This window comes from Streptococcus equinus, assembly GCF_049393805.1.
Lineage (GTDB): Bacteria > Bacillota > Bacilli > Lactobacillales > Streptococcaceae > Streptococcus > Streptococcus equinus.
This window is the reverse complement of record NZ_CP185763.1, coordinates 1,465,107-1,483,408: the sequence shown is the minus strand read 5'-3', so window position 1 is coordinate 1,483,408 and position 18,302 is coordinate 1,465,107. Positions and strand designations below refer to the sequence as shown.

At 38.4% G+C, this 18,302-nt stretch carries 19 protein-coding genes; 2 read left to right on the top strand and 17 right to left on the bottom strand.

What is annotated here, in order from left to right; all coding sequences use genetic code 11:
- The 7 genes from murD to ACN0NP_RS07390 form a co-directional block, all read right to left on the bottom strand.
- Entirely contained in the window at window positions 1-1,356 is a 1,356-nt protein-coding gene (gene murD, locus ACN0NP_RS07420; protein ID WP_423217057.1) for a UDP-N-acetylmuramoyl-L-alanine--D-glutamate ligase, read from the bottom strand.
- A gap of 142 nt (window positions 1,357-1,498) precedes the next feature.
- A complete protein-coding gene (locus ACN0NP_RS07415) occupies window positions 1,499-1,771 on the bottom strand; it encodes a DUF3165 family protein (RefSeq protein ID WP_027967912.1) in 273 nt (90 codons plus the stop codon).
- Between the two features lie 203 nt (window positions 1,772-1,974).
- Window positions 1,975-3,819 (bottom strand): translational GTPase TypA, encoded by a 1,845-nt coding sequence (gene typA, locus ACN0NP_RS07410; RefSeq protein WP_004230714.1) that lies wholly within the window; start codon window positions 3,817-3,819, stop codon window positions 1,975-1,977.
- Window positions 3,820-4,004: 185 nt separating this feature from the next.
- A complete protein-coding gene (locus tag ACN0NP_RS07405) occupies window positions 4,005-4,385 on the bottom strand; it encodes a rhodanese-like domain-containing protein (protein ID WP_004230712.1) in 381 nt (126 codons plus the stop codon).
- A 12-nt stretch (window positions 4,386-4,397) separates the two neighbouring features.
- Complete coding sequence (locus ACN0NP_RS07400) at window positions 4,398-5,366, bottom strand: ROK family glucokinase (protein ID WP_021141850.1); 969 nt, start codon at window positions 5,364-5,366, stop codon at window positions 4,398-4,400.
- Window positions 5,359-5,568: a YqgQ family protein gene (locus ACN0NP_RS07395; protein ID WP_024344227.1), complete on the bottom strand. Its 210-nt coding sequence runs from the start codon at window positions 5,566-5,568 to the stop codon at window positions 5,359-5,361. Before ACN0NP_RS07395 ends, ACN0NP_RS07400 begins: the two co-directional genes overlap by 8 nt.
- A gap of 126 nt (window positions 5,569-5,694) precedes the next feature.
- Window positions 5,695-6,219, bottom strand: coding sequence for a Dps family protein (locus tag ACN0NP_RS07390; protein WP_423217056.1), 525 nt, complete (start codon window positions 6,217-6,219; stop codon window positions 5,695-5,697).
- Between the two features lie 140 nt (window positions 6,220-6,359).
- Here ACN0NP_RS07390 and ACN0NP_RS07385 point away from each other — a divergent pair, with 140 nt between their 5' ends.
- The gene (locus tag ACN0NP_RS07385) at window positions 6,360-7,010 is read left to right on the top strand and encodes a prepilin peptidase (protein WP_423217055.1); all 651 of its coding nucleotides are present in this window, start codon (window positions 6,360-6,362) and stop codon (window positions 7,008-7,010) included.
- 215 nt (window positions 7,011-7,225) lie between these two features.
- On the opposite strand, the gene ACN0NP_RS07380 is transcribed toward ACN0NP_RS07385, so the two are convergent.
- Window positions 7,226-7,852 (bottom strand): class I SAM-dependent methyltransferase, encoded by a 627-nt coding sequence (locus ACN0NP_RS07380; RefSeq protein ID WP_039697294.1) that lies wholly within the window; start codon window positions 7,850-7,852, stop codon window positions 7,226-7,228.
- A 229-nt stretch (window positions 7,853-8,081) separates the two neighbouring features.
- Here ACN0NP_RS07380 and ACN0NP_RS07375 point away from each other — a divergent pair, with 229 nt between their 5' ends.
- Window positions 8,082-9,422, top strand: a complete 1,341-nt coding sequence (locus ACN0NP_RS07375; RefSeq protein WP_423217054.1) for an Nramp family divalent metal transporter — start codon at window positions 8,082-8,084, stop codon at window positions 9,420-9,422.
- A 36-nt stretch (window positions 9,423-9,458) separates the two neighbouring features.
- On the opposite strand, the gene trpA is transcribed toward ACN0NP_RS07375, so the two are convergent.
- The 9 genes from trpA to ACN0NP_RS07330 all read right to left on the bottom strand — a co-directional run bounded on the left by trpA (window position 9,459) and on the right by ACN0NP_RS07330 (window position 18,301).
- A complete protein-coding gene (trpA, locus tag ACN0NP_RS07370; protein WP_423217053.1) occupies window positions 9,459-10,241 on the bottom strand; it encodes a tryptophan synthase subunit alpha in 783 nt (260 codons plus the stop codon).
- A 3-nt stretch (window positions 10,242-10,244) separates the two neighbouring features.
- On the bottom strand, window positions 10,245-11,447 hold the full coding sequence (gene trpB, locus ACN0NP_RS07365; RefSeq protein ID WP_033152175.1) for a tryptophan synthase subunit beta: 1,203 nt from the start codon (window positions 11,445-11,447) through the stop codon (window positions 10,245-10,247).
- Window positions 11,444-12,025: a phosphoribosylanthranilate isomerase gene (locus ACN0NP_RS07360; RefSeq protein ID WP_423217052.1), complete on the bottom strand. Its 582-nt coding sequence runs from the start codon at window positions 12,023-12,025 to the stop codon at window positions 11,444-11,446. Before ACN0NP_RS07360 ends, trpB begins: the two co-directional genes overlap by 4 nt.
- Window positions 12,012-12,779: an indole-3-glycerol phosphate synthase TrpC gene (gene trpC / locus ACN0NP_RS07355; RefSeq protein WP_423217051.1), complete on the bottom strand. Its 768-nt coding sequence runs from the start codon at window positions 12,777-12,779 to the stop codon at window positions 12,012-12,014. Before trpC ends, ACN0NP_RS07360 begins: the two co-directional genes overlap by 14 nt.
- Window positions 12,776-13,780 (bottom strand): anthranilate phosphoribosyltransferase, encoded by a 1,005-nt coding sequence (trpD, locus tag ACN0NP_RS07350; protein WP_024344220.1) that lies wholly within the window; start codon window positions 13,778-13,780, stop codon window positions 12,776-12,778. The genes trpC and trpD overlap by 4 nt, the downstream gene beginning before the upstream one ends.
- 15 nt (window positions 13,781-13,795) lie before the next feature.
- Window positions 13,796-14,365, bottom strand: a complete 570-nt coding sequence (locus ACN0NP_RS07345; RefSeq protein ID WP_423217050.1) for an aminodeoxychorismate/anthranilate synthase component II — start codon at window positions 14,363-14,365, stop codon at window positions 13,796-13,798.
- Window positions 14,362-15,720, bottom strand: a complete 1,359-nt coding sequence (trpE, locus tag ACN0NP_RS07340) for an anthranilate synthase component I (protein WP_423217049.1) — start codon at window positions 15,718-15,720, stop codon at window positions 14,362-14,364. Before trpE ends, ACN0NP_RS07345 begins: the two co-directional genes overlap by 4 nt.
- Window positions 15,721-16,423: 703 nt before the next feature.
- Entirely contained in the window at window positions 16,424-17,581 is a 1,158-nt protein-coding gene (locus ACN0NP_RS07335; RefSeq protein ID WP_024344217.1) for a hypothetical protein, read from the bottom strand.
- Window positions 17,582-17,704: 123 nt separating this feature from the next.
- The gene (locus ACN0NP_RS07330; protein ID WP_024344216.1) at window positions 17,705-18,301 is read right to left on the bottom strand and encodes a response regulator transcription factor; all 597 of its coding nucleotides are present in this window, start codon (window positions 18,299-18,301) and stop codon (window positions 17,705-17,707) included.
- Between the last annotated feature and the right edge of the window lies 1 nt (window position 18,302).

The following is an 18,302-nucleotide window of genomic DNA, read 5'->3' as shown; positions in this document are numbered from 1 at the left end:
TTATTCTCCTTTAATTGCTTCAAACGTTGCGATGAATTCATCACCACGAACTTCAAAGCTCTTATACATATCCCAGCTTGCATTTGCAGGGCTCAAAAGAACAACTTCGCCTGCTTCTGCTTTACTGTATGCGATGCGTGCTGCGTCAGCGACGTCTTTAGCATCAACATATGGTACATTTGCTTTGTCAGCTGCACGTTTAACACGCGGAGCTGATTCTCCAAGAATAACCATCAATTTAACACCTGTAATATCAGGAACAAGTTCATCAAATTCATTACCACGGTCAAGACCACCAGCAATCAAGATAACTTTAGAATTATCAAATCCTGATAGAGCTTTTTGTGTTGCTAAAATGTTAGTTGATTTAGAGTCGTTGTAGAATTTAACGCCGTTGACTTCACCAAGAGCTTGAAGACGGTGTTTAACACCACCGAAGTGAGCCAATGTTTCTTTGATTGCTTCGTTTGCGATTCCAGATAGTTTTGCTACAGCGATTGTTGCCAAAGCATTCTCAACATTGTGGCTACCAGGTACACCGATTTCAGATGCCTTCATGATTGCTTCACCTTTGAAGTACAATGTATTCCCATCAAGATAAGCACCATCAACTTTTTCTGTTGTAGAAAATGGTACAACTTGTGCTGCCGTTTTTTCAGCCAATTCTTTTGCCAAATCTTGGTTGAAATTAAGAACAACGAAATCATCTGCCGTCATATTTTTTTGGATATTCCATTTAGCCGCAACATAGTTTTCAAATGTTCCATGATAATCAATATGGGTCGGCATAAGGTTTGTGATAACAGCAATGTGTGGGTGGAAAGTATCTGTTCCCATCAATTGGAATGATGACAATTCCATAACCAATGTGTCTTTATCAGTTGCGGTTTGAGCAACTTCTGAAGCAGGAAAACCAATATTTCCTGAAAGAAGACCTGATTGACCACCGTTATTAAGTGTTTCAGCAATCATTGTTGTTGTAGTTGTTTTACCGTTTGATCCTGTGATCCCAATAATTGGTGCGTCAGAAATCATGTAAGCTAATTCAACTTCAGTAATGACTGGAATATTTTTTTCAATAGCACGTGCTACCATTGGATTATCGTAACGAATACCAGGATTTTTAACCATTAACTCGAAGTTTTCATCCAAAAGTTCCAACGGGTGGCTACCGCAGACAACTTTAATCCCTTCTTCAAGAAGAGATTGTGCAGCTGGATTTTCATCAAAAGGTTTACCATCGTTAACCGTAACGATTGCACCTAATTTTTCAAGGAGACGTGCTGCAGCTTCTCCAGATTTTGCTAAACCAAGAACTAAGACTTTTTTATTTTCAAATGTTTCAATTTTTTTCATGATATATCCATTCTAACATTGCAAATATAATATTATTCTACCTTTATTTAAAGCGTTTTTCAATCATTCTATGGCATTTAAGACAATCTTAGTGTCGCAATGTCTGATAGAGTGTTTATGACAAAAAAAGCTGAGTAAATACTCAGCCTCTGTCGCTATATTGCTCTTCATCATTTTTCTTAACTGGTAAGCGATAAACATCTCTTAACGCGAAAAATCCCAAGGCAACCATAGCAAGTGCAAGAAAGATTTCAGGTGGAGATTGCATGATTTTAATAAAGCTCATCCCTGCTAATACAAGTAATAAAGCAATTAATCCTACAAACCCAATCATTCCTAGCGTATTACGAATTGTTTTAGGAGCCATGAAAATATAGTATGAAATAATTAAGATTGCAATAATTAAATAAAACATTTCATGATTCCTTTCTACAATTCATTTATTAGTTTTAGAGTCTGGGAGAATAGTACCCAGCTTCTTCATTATTTACAAGGCGCAGTGGTTGAGTGGGTTCTAATACGCTGATAAATCAGCTTTTACAACCCTACTCAACCTTGCGGGGGGGGTGAGACGACGAAATCGAATTTCTTCGAAATTACCGATTTCTGTCCTACTCCCTACTCTTCAGATGATTTTTTCTTTTTAGCCGCTTTAGCACGCAAGTTTTTATCAAGGATTTGTTTACGCAAGCGGATTGATTCTGGTGTTACTTCCATGTATTCATCATCGTTCAAGAATTCAAGTGATTCTTCAAGAGTCAAGATACGTGGAGTTTTGATAACTGCAGTTTGGTCTTTAGTAGCTGAACGAACGTTAGTCATTTGTTTAGCTTTAGTGATATTAACTGTCAAGTCATTTTCACGTGAGTTTTCACCGATAATCATACCTTCGTATACTTCAGTACCTGGGTTAACGAAGATTGTACCACGTTCTTCAACAGACATGATTGAGTATGTTGTTGCTTTACCAGTATCGATAGATACAAGAGCACCACGACGACGTCCACCGATTTCAGCGTTGATAACTGGCATGTATTGGTCGAATGTGTGGTTCATGATACCGTAACCGTGAGTCATTGAAAGGAACTCAGTTGGGTAACCAATAAGTCCACGAGCTGGTGCCAAGAAGACAAGACGTGTTTGACCGTTACCAGTTGATTGCATATCAATCATTTCACCTTTACGTTCTGACAATGATTGGATAACTGAACCTTGGTATTCTTCTGGTGTATCGATTTGAACACGTTCGAATGGTTCGCATTTCACGCCATCGATTTCTTTGATGATAACTTCTGGACGTGATACTTGAAGTTCGTATCCTTCACGACGCATTGTTTCGATAAGGATTGACAAGTGCAATTCACCACGACCTGATACAGTCCATTTATCTGGTGAGTCAGTTGCTTCAACACGAAGTGACACGTCAGTTTGAAGTTCAGCAAGCAAACGTTCTTCAACTTTACGAGATGTTACATATTTACCTTCACGACCTGCAAATGGTGAGTTATTTGCCAAGAATGTCATTTGAAGAGTTGGTTCATCAATGTGAAGAATTGGAAGTGGTTCAACACAATCAGTTGGAGTGATTGTTTCACCAACGAAGATATCTTCCATACCAGAGATGGCAATCAAATCACCAGCTTTTGCTTCTTGGATTTCACGACGTTCAAGTCCGAAGAAACCAAATAGTTTTGTAACGCGGAAGTTTTTAGTTGAACCATCAAGTTTTGAAAGTGTAACTTGGTCACCGACTTTAACAGTACCACGGAAGATACGTCCGATACCGATACGTCCAACGAAATCGTTGTAGTCAAGAAGTGACACTTGGAATTGAAGTGGTTCTTCTGAGTTATCAACTGGAGCTGGAATGTGGTCAATGATTGTATCAAAGACTGGAGCCATTGTGTGTTCTTGATCAGCTGGATCATCAGAAAGTGATGATGTACCGTTGATAGCTGATGCGTAAACAACTGGGAATTCTAATTGATCATCATCGGCACCAAGTTCGATGAAAAGTTCAAGAACTTCGTCAACAACTTCTGCTGGACGAGCTGATGGTTTATCAATTTTATTAACAACGACGATAGGTGTCAAGTTTTGTTCAAGAGCTTTTTTCAACACGAAACGTGTTTGAGGCATAGTACCTTCGTAAGCATCGACAACAAGAACAACACCATCAACCATTTTCATGATACGTTCAACTTCTCCACCGAAGTCCGCGTGTCCTGGTGTGTCCATGATATTGATACGAACACCGTTGTAAGCAACTGCAGTGTTTTTAGCAAGGATTGTAATACCACGTTCTTTTTCAAGATCGTTTGAGTCCATTGCACGTTCTTGCAATTCTTTACGTTCGTCAAGTGTGTGTGATTGTTTCAATAATTCATCAACAAGGGTTGTTTTCCCGTGGTCAACGTGGGCGATGATAGCCACGTTACGAATATCTTCTCTTAATTTAGTCATGATTCCTCGATTTATTTTTTAAATTTATTCTAACTTTTGAATTATATCATATTTCCCATAAAAAAACATCGTCAAATGCTGTGTAAATGTTTTCAGACAGTGAATTTACTATATAATATTCATTTAAAGCTCATAAATGTTCCTGTTTTTGTGTAAAAAAAGAAAGCCCAATGGCTTTCTTTTTATTAACCTTCTTTAATTTTACCAGTCCAGTAATCAAAACCGTCTTTCAAAACGTAAAGGTCTGTGTAACCAGCTTTTTTGAGCATTTTGATAACTCGTGGTAAGGCAGCACTTCTGCTGCTGTCGTATAACAGAACTGGCTTGTCTTTACGTATAGCTGTGTAAGACATTTGAATTTGGCTAGCTGGGAGATTACGTGCTCCCATGATGTGTTTTGCTTTGAATGCTGCTGCTTCGCGAACATCAATCACTTGACTTGTGTGAAGCATGCTTTCAAATTCTGCATTATCAATGAATTTTGCTGCGCGACGAACGCTAAAATATGACCAAGCAAACCATCCAATGATAGCAACTAAAACAATTAGAAAAATAATCCAGTTCATTTTTTTTGCCTCTTAATCTACAAATTTACTTGCAAGACTTGCTGCACCGATGATACCTGCGTCGTTACCAAGTTCAGCAATTTTAACTTTAGTTGTTTTACGAACTTGAGGGAAAGCATAGTTTACAAAGTATTTTTCAACACGGCTACGTAGGAATTCACCTGCTGCAGATACACCACCACCGATAACAACTGAATCAGGGTTCAAGATATTTGAGATGTTTGCAGCTGCTTGTCCAAGGTAGAAACCAACTTTTTCAACAACTGAATCAGCAAATTTATCACCTGCTTCAGCAGCTTCAAAGATATCTTTACTTGTCACAACATCACCATTGTCGATAGATGCTTTGATTTTAGAATCGCCTTCGTATTCTTCTGCCAAGTGACGAGCTACACGTACGATACCTGTAGCTGAAGCAACTGTTTCAAGACATCCTTTGTTACCACATGTACATTCAAAACCATCAAATGGTTCAACGTTCATGTGACCGATTTCTCCACCAGCACCAGCAACACCGTGGATAAGGTTACCGTCAGCGATAACACCACCACCAACACCAGTTCCAAGTGTTACAAAGACAACGTCTGGGTTGTTCGCACCAGCACCTGTCCAACGTTCACCAAGAGCAGCAACGTTAGCATCGTTGTCGATAGCAAATGGAATACCTAATTCACGTTCGATTACTGAACCAACTTCTTCAGTGTGAGCCCAGTTCAAGTTGAAGGCACCTGTAACAGTTTTGTTTTCACGGTCAACAGCACCTGGTGAACCCATACCAATACCTGCAAAATCATCTTTTGTCAAACCATAAAGACTCATACGGTGTTTGATTGATTCTACGATATCAGGAACGATGTGTTTACCATCTTCAAGTGTATTTGTATCGATTGCCCATTTTTCTTGAACTTCACCTTCAAGAGTTAGGATACCGAATTTGATCGTTGTCCCACCTAGGTCAATCCCTAAAAGTTTTTTAGTCATTATTTTCTTTCTCCATTTCTAAACGGTGCTCGCGTCGCAAAATTAACTCAGCATTTAGGTAGTCAACCTTGTCAATCAACCCATTTTCATACAATTTCTCAAGTTCGAGTTTCATGACCTCTATATCATAAAGACGTTTTCCGATATAGACAAAGATGCCGAATCGCTTTAGCAATTGCTGCACATCAAATAAAGTTTTCATACAAAGCATTTTATCAAAAATAATAGTGTTTTTCAACAGTGGTATGCAATCGGTTTCGATATTTCATCATTTTCATTTGTTTTCATAAAAAAAGCGGGTCTTTCAACCCGCAAAATTGTTCAAAAATTATTTAAGCCCTGGTGCTTGTCCACGTTCTGCTTGGAGCATCCAGATTGTTTTTTCAGCATCAGCTTTTGCTGCTGTGAAGATATCATTTGATGGTGCATCTCCTTCTTCATCAGTCACGTCAAGACCGACTTGGTAAAGCGCTGCAAGATATGTGTAAACCTCAACCAAGCGAGTAAGATTTTCATCCATTGATTTATCAAATGAACCTTTTGTTTCTTCTAATTTAGAATTGTCATCGAACTCTTTAAGTGTAGAAAATGGTGCGCCACCGATTGTAATCAAGCGTTCGCTCATTTCATCCAAGTTAGCGTTAAGTCCGTCCATCAATTCATCCATTTTTGGGTGAAGATAGAAGAAACCTGCACCTCGCATGTACCAATGAATTTGGTGAACAATTGATGCTGCTTTTGAAAGATCAGCAACCGCTTGATTTAGCACCGACTTTGTTTTAGCGTTTTTTGTATTTTGTGAAATGTTGTGTGTTACAGATGCGTAAATAGTTTCAGTCATTGTTTGAGTCATAAGTAGACCTCCTCTTAAAAAAATGCAACATTTTTTAGGAAATGTTATCCTTTTCTTTTGTAAGTCTATTTTAGAATAATTCTAAATAAAGAACAAATAATATGCTCACAACTTTTAAAAATTTTTTCGAATAATAAGATATGGACATTTTATTATTCTTTTTTCTCGGAGCATCCTTTGCTTCTTTCATCGGCTTAGTAATTGACCGTTTTCCAAACGAATCCATTCTTTTTCCAGCTAGTCATTGTGAGACTTGTGGTAAGAAACTTGAGGTTCGTGACTTGATTCCTGTGTTTTCACAAATTATCAATCGGTCGCGCTGTCGTTTTTGTCACACAAAACTCCCAATTTGGTATGGCATTTTTGAATTCATCTGCGGAATATTAACTGCCGTCTGCTATCAAGGAATGATACCACTCTCGACACTCTTTATCATCTTTTTAAGTCTCACACTCAGTATCTACGATTTAAAATACCAATCATTTCCTTTACTAATATGGTTGCTCCCGAGTTGCTGTTTACTCCCAGTTACACCAGTCAAAACTCTCACTATTATCCTTTTGTTGTTTGGAATCATTGCAGAGCTGATTGATGTGAAACTTGGTAGTGGAGATTGTTTTTATCTAGCAACTTTGAGCCTTTTTTTGGACTTACAAAACATTTTATGGATTGTAGAAATCGGGTCATTTACAGGAATTATTTTTTGTCTTTTACACAAAAATAAACGAATTCCTTTTGTGCCTTTTCTCTTTTTCGGATACCTTTTTGTATCGTTTTTTAAGTACACTTAATTTTTGGTAGATATAATAAAAATACTTTACTTTTAAAAGTCATCTGTATCAAATCTTTGATAATATTTTCTTTGATTATTCACTACCAAAACATTCCAATAAACGAAATCCCTTAATTCATGATATGTTCTTATAGTTAGTACATTCTCAAAATACACAGTATCCATCTAAATACTCTTCTGTTCACGTTGTCCTCACAAAATCTAATTGTGCACCTAGTTCTGCTCTTTTATAATTGTGAGTATTCCAGAACAATATGATTTAGGTTCAAATGTTGCTTGCGGAAAGAAATCTCTGATTTCATCAAATACAAAATAGATTTCATCCTCATCCCAATCATCACCTGATTCTGCCTTGCACTTTTCGAGTTCCAATCTGGTATTGAAAGCAACATCTCCAATAAGCAACTTTCCTCCATCGTTTAACTGATTCAATAGCTCATTGAAAAATAGTACTTTTCTCTCATCAGTAAGGTGATGCAAAGAGTAAGTACCAACAATATAATCGAACTTGCAATCTTTTAATTCTGGCACTAATCCTTTTGAAAAATCACCTTGAAAGAGAGTTGCGTTATTCATCTTCTCTTTAGCTAATTCAATCATTCGCGCCGAAAAGTCTTGCCCATATACTTTGCAACCATTCTCATAAAGTTGTGTTGTAAGTGTACCTGTGCCAAATCCAATATCTAAGACAGCAGCATTTTTCTTTGACAAAACTTCTTCAAATATTCCACCCAATACTTTTTTATATCCAGCAAACGGATAGGTGTCACTTTCATCTGATAGTCCAACAGCAACATCATATCCATCCGCCCATAAATCAAATCCCTTATTGTCTAGCATTTCTAGTACCCCCTATATCCATATAGTATACACTAATTCTCAGTTCTAAAAAACATTTAACATAGATAAAGTGCACAAAAGACTCTATTTTTAGAGCATATCCAAGTCTCTCTCTATATATTTAAGTGCACTTAATTTTTTTGTTAAATATAGTTAAAAATACTTTATTTTTAAAATTCTTCTGCTATAATAGGCCTTAAATAAGAGTTTTAGAAAAGAGGGCTGCCTTTTGGAAACTATTGTCAATTCTCAAAAATCACTGAGTGAGGTTAATCAAAGTGTTGCTGTTCCGAAGAATGCCTCATTTTGGCGAACACTTAGAGCCTTCATTGGACCAGGAGCTTTAGTGGCTGTTGGTTACATGGACCCTGGTAATTGGATTACTAGTGTTGTCGGTGGGGCTACTTATAAATACTTACTGTTATCAGTTATTCTTGTGTCATCGTTAATAGCTATGCAACTGCAGCAGATGGCTGGAAAACTTGGCATTGTAACGCGTAAAGATTTGGCGCAAGCAACAGCTGCACATTTACCAAAAAAGTTACGTTTTCTTCTATTTATTATCATTGAATTAGCCCTAATGGCAACAGATCTTGCTGAAGTTATTGGCTCAGGGATTGCACTTCATTTACTCTTTGGCTGGTCTTTGTTATTTTCAATTTTGATTACCATTTTAGATGTTTTCATCCTACTATCGTTAATGAGATTAGGTTTTCGTAAAATCGAAGCTATAGTCTCCACTTTGATTGCAACAATTTTGATTATTTTCCTTTACTTGGTCATCTTGTCAAAACCAAGTCTTTCAGGAATTTTACAAGGCTATATTCCAAATGCTCAAATCATCGATTTACATCAAAATGGTGTTAATAGCAAATTGACACTAGCTTTGGGAATTATCGGTGCGACAGTTATGCCACACAATCTTTATCTTCACTCTTCGATTTCACAAACTCGAAAAGTTGACTATCAAAATCCGACTTCTATCCAGCAAGCAGTGCGTTTCATGACTTGGGATTCCAATCTTCAGCTTACAGTGGCTTTCGTGGTCAATTCACTGCTACTCATTTTAGGAGCATCACTATTTTATGGCCATGCTAGTGAGATTAGCGCCTTTTCACAGATGTATAATGCTTTACAAGACTCAACTATCGCTGGCGCGGTGGCAAGCTCTGCTTTATCAACTTTATTTGCTATTGCTCTGCTTGCTAGTGGGCAAAATTCAACTATCACGGGTACTTTGACTGGACAAATTGTCATGGAAGGATTTTTAAAATTACGCTTACCGCAATGGTTGATTCGGCTTGTAACTCGACTTGCTGCTCTTCTTCCTGTCCTCATCATTGCTATTCTCTATGGTAGTCGAGAAAGCGTCCTTGACCAGCTCATTGTCTATTCACAAGTTTTTCTGTCTGCAGCTTTGCCATTCTCAATTTTTCCCTTGGTTTATTTCACTTCAAACCGCAAACTTATGGGAGATTTTGTGAATGCTAAGTGGAATACTATTTTAGGCTACTTGGTAGCAAGTATTTTGACCATTTTAAACATCAAGCTTATCATTGACTTATTTTAGCGCAAGCAAAAAGCCACTCTTTCAGAGTGGCTTTATTTATTTTTGGTAATTTGAGCCGTACTTGACGAAATCGACAAGGTCTTCTATTTTTCCTTCATGTAAGTCACGAACAATTTTTGTCCCGACAATAACACCGTCTGACACCTTATTAAAACGCTCGATATCGTTTTTAGTCGACACACCAAATCCTGTCAAAACAGGAATGTCCGCAACTGCTTTTAGATTTTCCAAATGCTTATCTAAATCAGCACGATAGCCACCAGTCTTACCAGTAACGCCGTTAATGGCTACCGCATAGATGAACCCTTCAGCATCTTTGCAAAGTACTTTTTGACGTTCAATGCCAGTTGTCAGACTAACGAGTGGCACAAGCGCAATGTCTGTATTTTCAAGATATGGTTTAATGAGATTTTCGTGTTCGTGCGGCAAATCAGGAATAATCAGACCTTTAACAGATGTCTTTGCCAAATCAGCGATTAGCTTTTCAACACCATATTGATAGACAGGGTTGATGTAAGTCATAATAACCAAAGGAACATCAACAATTTTTTCTTGCAATTTCTCAACGATTGCTTGCAAATTAACACCCTTAGCAAGACTTCTTTGTCCAGCTAATTCGATGACAGGACCATCAGCCACGGGATCTGACCAAGGAATGCCCACTTCAATGGCAGAAGCTCCGCTATTTTCCAAAAGAGAAATGGTATCAAACAAGCCATCAAGACCTTGCTTATGGTCGCCAGCCATGATATATGGAATAAAAAGTCCTTTGCCACTTGCTTTAATGTCTTTTAAATGTTTGGTGAGTGTCTTAGTCATAATCTATTTTCCCTCTGCTTCTAAACGTTCTTTTACTTGCACAACATCCTTATCCCCACGTCCTGAGAGACAAACGATGATTGATTTATCTGGCCCAAGCTCCTTAGCAACTTTTTGGGTAAGCGCAACAGCGTGACTTGATTCAAGCGCTGGGATAATCCCTTCAAGTCGCGACAAAAGCATGAAAGCTTCAAGTGCTTCATCATCTGTAATCGAATCATATGTTGCACGTCCAATATCTTTGAAGTGACAGTGTTCAGGACCAACCCCAGGATAATCAAGACCAGCTGAAATAGAGAATGCTTCCATAATTTGTCCATGGCGGTCTTGAAGAACATTCATCAATGCGCCGTGCAAAATACCTGGACGACCTTTTGCAAATGTAGCCGCGTGTTCTTCCGTATCAAGTCCATGCCCAGCTGCTTCAGCACCGTAAAGTGCGACAGATTCATCTTCGACAAATGGATAAAAAAGGCCAATTGCATTTGAGCCGCCACCGATACATGCTAGAACCGCATCAGGTAGCTTTCCACCAGAAATTTCAGCATATTGTTTCTTAGCTTCTTTACCAATAACTGATTGAAAGTCACGCACGATTTCAGGAAATGGAGCAGGTCCAAGTGCTGACCCCATGATGTAGTGAGTATCTTCGATGTTAGCCACCCACGCGCGAAGAGCTGCATTCACAGCATCTTTCAAAACACGTGAACCGTCCGTCACCGCATGCACTTTAGCACCAAGCAACTCCATACGAAATACATTAAGTGCTTGGCGCTTCACATCTTCTTCACCCATGTAAATCGTACATTCCATGTCAAAAAGCGCAGCCGCTGTTGCAGTAGCAACCCCGTGTTGACCTGCACCTGTTTCGGCAATGACTTTCTTTTTGCCCATGCGTTTAGCAAGAAGAACCTGACCAAGAGCATTATTGATTTTGTGAGCACCTGTGTGATTGAGGTCTTCACGTTTAAGGTAAATCTTAGCGCCACCAATATGCTTTGTTAAACGCTCTGCATAATATAGCGGTGTTTCACGACCAACATAATTTTTAAGCAATTCATCGAGTTCTTCTTGAAAGCTTGGGTCAGCTTTGGCTTTGCGATAAGCTTTATCAAGTTCAATAACTGCAGTCATCAGCGTTTCAGGGACAAATTGACCACCGAATTTCCCGTAAAATCCATTACTATCTGGTTGGTTATAACTCATTTTTTCACACTTTCTATAAATCTCATAATTTTCAATAAATCTTTTTTACCATCCGTCTCAACACCAGAAGAAACATCAACAGCGTAGGGGCGAAAGAAAGTTATGGCTTGCTTGACATTATCGACAGTTAATCCACCTGCTAAAAAATATGGCTTTTCAATGACTTGATTTTTTAACAATTCCCAATCAAATGTCTTGCCTGAGCCAGCCAAGGGGGCGTCAAATAATAGAAAATCCGCTTTAGTTTCAATTTCTTCCAGTGTTTTTTCGACAGGAATGGCACGAATACTTGGAACATCAAGCTTTTCAAAGTCCTCATCAGAAAACTCTCCGTGAATTTGCACAAGATCAAGAGGAACTTTGACAATGGCTTCTTGAAGTTCCATGAGAGTCGGACTTACAAAAACACCCACTTTCTGGACAGTTTTTGGAATAAACTGAGCTAAATGGCTAGCTTGTTTTATGCCGACCTGCCGTTTACTTTTGGCAAAGACGAAACCAATGTAATCAGCTCCGCTATTAACCGCTGATTCAACAGCTTCCTTTGTTGTGAGCCCGCAAATTTTAACCTTTGTCAATTTGCAACTCCTTCACTTTTTCAGAAACATCATCTGCTTTCATAAGTGCTGTCCCAACAAGTATCCCATTGAAAAATGGGGCAACCAGGGTAGCGTCTTCTTTGGTAAAAATAGCTGATTCTGAAATGTAGACAGGACCTTCTTTGAAATGCGTTGACATCGCTAGGCTAGTATTAATATCTGTTTCAAAGGTTACTAAGTTACGGTTATTAACGCCGATAATTTTAGCACCGACGCGATGAGCTACTTCTAATTCTGATAAATGATGCGTTTCAAGTAAAACTTCTAACCCTAATCCCGTCGCAAAGTCATAAAGTTCTTTCAATCGTTTCTCAGAAAGCGCAGCGACAATTAACAAAATCACACTTGCCCCTGCATTACGGCTACGAATAATTTGCTTTTCATCAATAATAAAATCTTTTGCCAAGGTTGGAATCTTCACTTGGCTTGAAATCTGACGTAGATAATCAATATTACCTTTGAAGAAAAATGGGTCTGTCAAAACAGATATCATACACGCGTCACTGTCTTGATAAGTTTTGGCTTGTTTGACAATATCAAGTTCAAGATTAATGTCACCAAGACTCGGGCTTGCCTTTTTCACCTCAGCTATGACTTGAAGCTTTTGAGTATTATTCTTAAGATAATCATAAAGTTTGTAAGTCTCACGGCGTGGCAACAATGACTCAAGCTCCATTTTCTCAACTTCTTTAGCTTTTTGCTTTAAAATGTTTGGTAAAAACGTCTCACTCATACTTGTACCTCTTGTAGTTGACGAAGTTTAGCAAGAGCAGAACCATCCGCAATTAATTGACGAGCAAGCTCAACACCATCTGCTAAATTATCAACTTTTCCATTTGCGTAAAAGCCAAGCCCAGCATTTAGAACCGTTGTTTCTAGATAGGGACTTGCTTGATTTTCAAGTACACTTAATAAAATCTCTGCATTTTGTTTGGCATCTCCACCGACAATATCTGACAGTTCCACTCTTGGCATGCCAAGGTCTTGGTAAGTAAAACTGTGCTGGCTAATTCTGTCATTTTCAAGTAAAGTATAGGTATTTTCACCATAAAGCGCTGCTTCATCCATGTTATTTGGACCAGTGATAATCAGTGCACGCTTACGACCGAGTTTTTGCATAACTTTTGCTGCTGTTTCTTGTAAATCCACACGATAAAGTCCCATAAGCTGAGTTTCAAGATCAACTGGATTTGCAAGCGGGCCAACGATGTTCATAATGGTAGGAATCCCTAAAACTTTTCTTGCTGGACCGATAAATCGCATAGCAGGGTGCATGCTTTGGGCAAAGATAAAGGCAAGTCCAACCTCATCAAGTGCTCTTGAAAGAGTTGCTGGGGTTGCTGAAATGTTGATGCCGAGCGCTTCAAGCACATCAGCCGAACCAGATTTTGAAGAAACCGAGCGGTTGCCAGCTTTTGCCACACGAATACCACCGGCTGCTAAAACAAAACTTGCTGTCGTTGAAATATTAAAACTGTAAGATTGGTCGCCACCAGTGCCACAATTACACATAGCGTCATCAAATTCTCTTGGCAAAAGCACTGCGTGATTTTTAAGTGCACGTACAATCCCCGTAATCTCAGAAGGTGTTTCTCCTTTGACTTTTAATCCCATCAGAAAAGCTGCAATCTCACTTTCTGAAATATCATTGTTTAAAATCTCATCAAAGAGATGTTCTACTTCCTCTTCTGATAAATCTTCTCGGTTTGCAATGTGATTAAATAATTCTTTCATTGATCTTTCCTCGCTTTACTTTTCAACAATTAGTCGCACAAAGTTTTCAATCATCTTAAGCCCATCGGGCGAGCCAATACTTTCTGGGTGAAATTGAAGTCCGTAAATCGGCAAATGTTTGTGCTGGATTGCCATGATTTCTTTGTCATCAGTCGTTACGGCTACCACCTCAAAATCCTTTGGCATTTCTGTTACCACGATAGAATGGTAGCGCATGATTGTCATGGTGTTATCAAGCTCTGCAAAAATTGGTGATTTCAAAAGAAGCTCGATGTCGCTTTGCTTACCATGCATAACATTTTTTGCTAAGCCAAGCTTTCCACCAAATGTTTCAGCAATCGCTTGATGCCCCAGACAAATTCCTAAAATCGGCTTTTTCCCAGCAAATTTCTGAATCATTTCTTCTAATTTTCCAGCGTCAGCGGGCCAACCAGGCCCTGGGGATAAGACTAATGCATCTGCTTTTTGGGCAACTTCTTCCAAATTGCCGACATCATTTCTCAAAACCTCAACATCTGTAAATGTCCCAAGGTACTGCGCTAAGTTATAAGTAAAAGAGTCATAATTATCAATTAATAAAATCATTTGCACTCTCCAATCCGTGTCATGGCTTTAGCTTTATTGATTGTTTCGTAAAATTCATTTTCAGCAACACTGTCATAAACAATCCCTGCTCCTGCTTGCACGTAAGCTTTTTGATTTTTTAGAATCATTGTCCGAATAGCAATGGCAAAATCCATATCACCTGTCGCCGAAAGATACCCAATCGCTCCCGCGTAAACACCACGCTTTTCTTCTTCCATTTCATAAATGCGTTTCATGGCACGAATTTTCGGCGCGCCTGATACGGTACCAGCTGGTAAAGTCGTTTTCAAAGCATCAATGCTCTGTACATCAGGCAACAACTGCCCTTTAACAACACTAGTCAAATGCATGACATAGCGGAAATACTCAACTTCCATATATTTCGTCACCTTGACTGTACCGTTTTGAGAAATCCTTCCAATATCGTTTCGACCTAAATCTACAAGCATGCGGTGCTCAGCTGTTTCTTTGATATCAGCCTGCAAGTCTTTAGCTAGCGCGGCATCCTCAGCATCGTTAGCTCCACGCGGACGAGTACCTGCAATTGGATTCGTTGTCACTTCTCCATTTTTCACAGAAACCAAACTTTCTGGGCTTGCTCCAATAATCTGATAATCCCCAAAATCATAAAAATAAAGATAATTCGATGGATTTGTCACGCGCAAATTACGATAATAATCAAGCGGATCCCCACTAAATTCACTTGAGAAACGCTGGCTTAACACACACTGAAACATGTCGCCCTGGCGAATCAACGCTTTAGCCTTATCAACCATCTGCACAAAAGCCTCTTTTTCGATATGATGTTTAAACTGCAGTGGCTGCAATTCTTGTGGCGAAAATTCATTTGGCGCTTGTGTCTGTAAATCCTTAACAACCTTGCCAAGTGCTTGTCTCACCATGTCATTATCACGATGACTGTAAATATTATCTTCAACCACATAAACTTTTTCTGTCTTATGATCAAAAATCAGATAAGATTCATAAACAAAGAAATGCATGTCTGGCGTTCCGATAGTATCCTCAGGAATATCTCCAATATTTTCATAAAGACCAATCATATCGTAGCCAACAAATCCGATAGCACCACCACCAAACGGAAGATTAGCGTTTGATTTTCCTTTTACCGTCACTTGATTGAGATAATCCAAGGGATTACCTGCGACTTCTTTGCCATTTTCAGTTAACTTGCCATCTTCGTACTTAATCTCAAAAACTGGATTGTAAGCCACGATTGAAAATCGTGCATTCTCTTTCTCACGTGGAATAGATTCAAGAATAACTTTGTGTTCCCCTTGAACTCGCATATAAGCAAGGATAGGGGTCAAAGTATCAGCAGTTAGAATTTTTTGCATATCATAACCTCTCTTTTTTTGTTTATGCTTTTAATTCATAAACTGCTTTGCCAGCCTTTATCTCGTCTTTTCATGATTATCTCCTTTTCACCAAAACAAAAAGCCCCACACAGAAAAAAATATCTGTGTGAGGGCGTCTGATCATAGCGCGGTGCCACCTCATTTAACGAAATTCATTTTGCTTTCGTCATCTCAATCTCCTCTATCAAGGAGTTGCACGATAAGGGGTGCATACCTGAAACTTACCATTAATCACCTTCATAACTAATGTTTGTCTCAACTGTATCTCGAAACTTTTTCAAGCACAAACTAAACAAAAAACCTCACACAGAAAAATCTGTGTGAGGACGTCTATTGTATAGCGTGGTGCCACCTCATTTAACGAAAATCATTTTGCTTTCGCCATCTCAATCTCCTCCAACAAGGAGCTGCACGATAAGGGGTGCATACCTGAAAAATATTTCTTATCTTCAATAATACCATCAGCCCAATTTCACAACCACCTGCTACTCGTTCACAGTAACCACGAGCTCCCTGTAAGCAAATCCTTGCTACTTTCTGATTGATTATCATTATAAACACTAATTTCTTTCTTGTCAAGTATTTTTGTGAATTTTCTAAAAATTATTTATTTTCTTTTTAAAATCAAAAAAAAGCTCTGAATTTACCATGCCGACACAAAGTAAAATCAGAGATTCTTTTTTTATTCAATTGTCAATGTCAATTCTTTTGTATCAGGTAACAACAATCCCTCTAAATGAGTGATTAAGCGGATTAACCAAGCAAATGCTAACAAGAAAGCACTTAGCTCAAAAGCTGTTAGCGATAAATAATGAATGCCTTGAAATGCAATTTCTAAACCGACCAGCATGCCGCCAATGGCATAAGACATAATTAAAAAATCTTTTGTTACTTCTGGCAAAAGCCATTTTACACTGATAATAAGGACAATGATGATTAAAACCAGATAACCTGCTACTCTTGTATGCAAGAAGTGTGAACTAGCATTATTTGGGAAATACCCAACAGCTCCCAAATCTAGCCCAAGTAGTGTCAACATGACACGCATTGCCATTAATTTCCAGTTTTTACCGTATTTCTCACCAAGAGCGACAAATAAATAATCAACCAAAGCAACCAAAATCAAAGCTGATAACATCAATGTTAGGTTAAATTGCCAACTCTCCTTAGCCGCTTGTGTTCCTAAAAAGCTAAGATTAAAATGCCACCACTGAAGTGAACGGTTGGTTGCCATTGAGACAAAAACACCGCTGACCATAATCACCGTAAAAACCGTGGTCAACCAAGAAGCTCTAATCTGCTCTGCTATTTGCCCCAAGAAAAGACTAACCGCATAAATCGATGCACCTAAAATTAACGTCGATGTCAACTTATCAAAAGATGCGCCTGTAAAAATCTGCTCTAAAAGCCATCCAAAACCAAGAAGAGCAAGCAGCAAAATAACAGCAAACGATGCGACAATAACTGGAAGCATCCGCCAAAAAACACGCGCTTTGATGCCACCAAGAAATAACTTCCGGTTACTAATCAATGTTGTCGTAAAGATGGTCATCCCCAAAATGCCACCAAAACCAACCAAGAAAGTGATGATAGAATAATCACCAACCAATAAAATCTGATTCTTTTTTTCAATCGAGCTAACAGCATAAAAAAGGATACACAGCAAAACTGTAGCTGCAATCAAAACCCAACTGGCTAGTCGACCTTGCTTAGGAGGCTCATCTTTTTGCAGAACCAACTTATTCTCATACAATTCTGCCTTTAATTGCTGTCCTTTCGATAAAGCAAGCTGATCAACTATCGCCTGATCTAACACAATACTTACTCTTTTATTTTCCATATCATCATTATAATATGACAATCAGAAGTTGTAAAACAAGAACCGTAAGTAGAATAACAAAAATTTGAAATCATTTTTCAGCCTAAAAACTAAAAAAGACCTAGTCTTCACTAGGTCATATTTTTATAGCCATCCATTTTCCTTGGCTATTCTAGCTGCTTCAACACGATTATTAGCTGATAATTTATTAAAAATTGATGACGTATAATTTCGTACGGTACCATTTGAAAGGTAAAGAGTATCTGCTATTTCTTGATTCGATTTTCCAAGTGCAATCAACTGTACAATACGTTTTTCTTGTGAACTAAGTGGATTATCTTGAATCATCATAGATTCCATCAATTCTGGTGAATATTCTTTTCTTCCAGCAAGGACTGTATAGATTGTTGTCATTAACTCTGAAGTAGAGCGATCTTTTAACACATAGGCATCAACACCTGCTTTTACAGCGCGTTCAAAATACCCAACGCGCTTGAAGGTTGTCACAATAATCACTTTCATATCCTTGTGTTTTCGAATCCACTCTAAAACATCAAGACCTGATTTTTTAGGCATTTCAACATCAAGAATAGCAACATCAATTGACTCATTTTTGACTAATTCAATAGCTTGCTCTCCGTCTCCAGCTTGTAAAACTTCATCAACATCATCTTCCATAAGCAACAACTGGCACAATGCATCACGCAACATGGATTGATCTTCCGCAACTAATAATTTCATC

What these genes read in the sequence shown, in the direction of transcription:
- ACN0NP_RS07400 (WP_021141850.1), bottom strand. Translation starts at nt 5,366, where the DNA reads ATGACTAAAAAACTTTTAGGGATTGACCTAGGTGGGACAACGATCAAA.
- trpC (WP_423217051.1), bottom strand. Translation starts at nt 12,779, where the DNA reads ATGAGTGAGACGTTTTTACCAAACATTTTAAAGCAAAAAGCTAAAGAA.
- ACN0NP_RS07330 (WP_024344216.1), bottom strand. Translation starts at nt 18,301, where the DNA reads ATGAAATTATTAGTTGCGGAAGATCAATCCATGTTGCGTGATGCATTG.
- ACN0NP_RS07345 (WP_423217050.1), bottom strand. Translation starts at nt 14,365, where the DNA reads ATGATTTTATTAATTGATAATTATGACTCTTTTACTTATAACTTAGCG.
- ACN0NP_RS07415 (WP_027967912.1), bottom strand. Translation starts at nt 1,771, where the DNA reads ATGTTTTATTTAATTATTGCAATCTTAATTATTTCATACTATATTTTC.
- trpA (WP_423217053.1), bottom strand. Translation starts at nt 10,241, where the DNA reads ATGACTAAGACACTCACCAAACATTTAAAAGACATTAAAGCAAGTGGC.
- trpD (WP_024344220.1), bottom strand. Translation starts at nt 13,780, where the DNA reads ATGAAAGAATTATTTAATCACATTGCAAACCGAGAAGATTTATCAGAA.
- typA (WP_004230714.1), bottom strand. Translation starts at nt 3,819, where the DNA reads ATGACTAAATTAAGAGAAGATATTCGTAACGTGGCTATCATCGCCCAC.
- trpE (WP_423217049.1), bottom strand. Translation starts at nt 15,720, where the DNA reads ATGCAAAAAATTCTAACTGCTGATACTTTGACCCCTATCCTTGCTTAT.
- ACN0NP_RS07385 (WP_423217055.1), top strand. Translation starts at nt 6,360, where the DNA reads ATGGACATTTTATTATTCTTTTTTCTCGGAGCATCCTTTGCTTCTTTC.
- ACN0NP_RS07390 (WP_423217056.1), bottom strand. Translation starts at nt 6,219, where the DNA reads ATGACTCAAACAATGACTGAAACTATTTACGCATCTGTAACACACAAC.
- ACN0NP_RS07380 (WP_039697294.1), bottom strand. Translation starts at nt 7,852, where the DNA reads ATGCTAGACAATAAGGGATTTGATTTATGGGCGGATGGATATGATGTT.
- trpB (WP_033152175.1), bottom strand. Translation starts at nt 11,447, where the DNA reads ATGAGTTATAACCAACCAGATAGTAATGGATTTTACGGGAAATTCGGT.
- ACN0NP_RS07335 (WP_024344217.1), bottom strand. Translation starts at nt 17,581, where the DNA reads ATGGAAAATAAAAGAGTAAGTATTGTGTTAGATCAGGCGATAGTTGAT.
- ACN0NP_RS07395 (WP_024344227.1), bottom strand. Translation starts at nt 5,568, where the DNA reads ATGAAAACTTTATTTGATGTGCAGCAATTGCTAAAGCGATTCGGCATC.
- ACN0NP_RS07405 (WP_004230712.1), bottom strand. Translation starts at nt 4,385, where the DNA reads ATGAACTGGATTATTTTTCTAATTGTTTTAGTTGCTATCATTGGATGG.
- murD (WP_423217057.1), bottom strand. Translation starts at nt 1,356, where the DNA reads ATGAAAAAAATTGAAACATTTGAAAATAAAAAAGTCTTAGTTCTTGGT.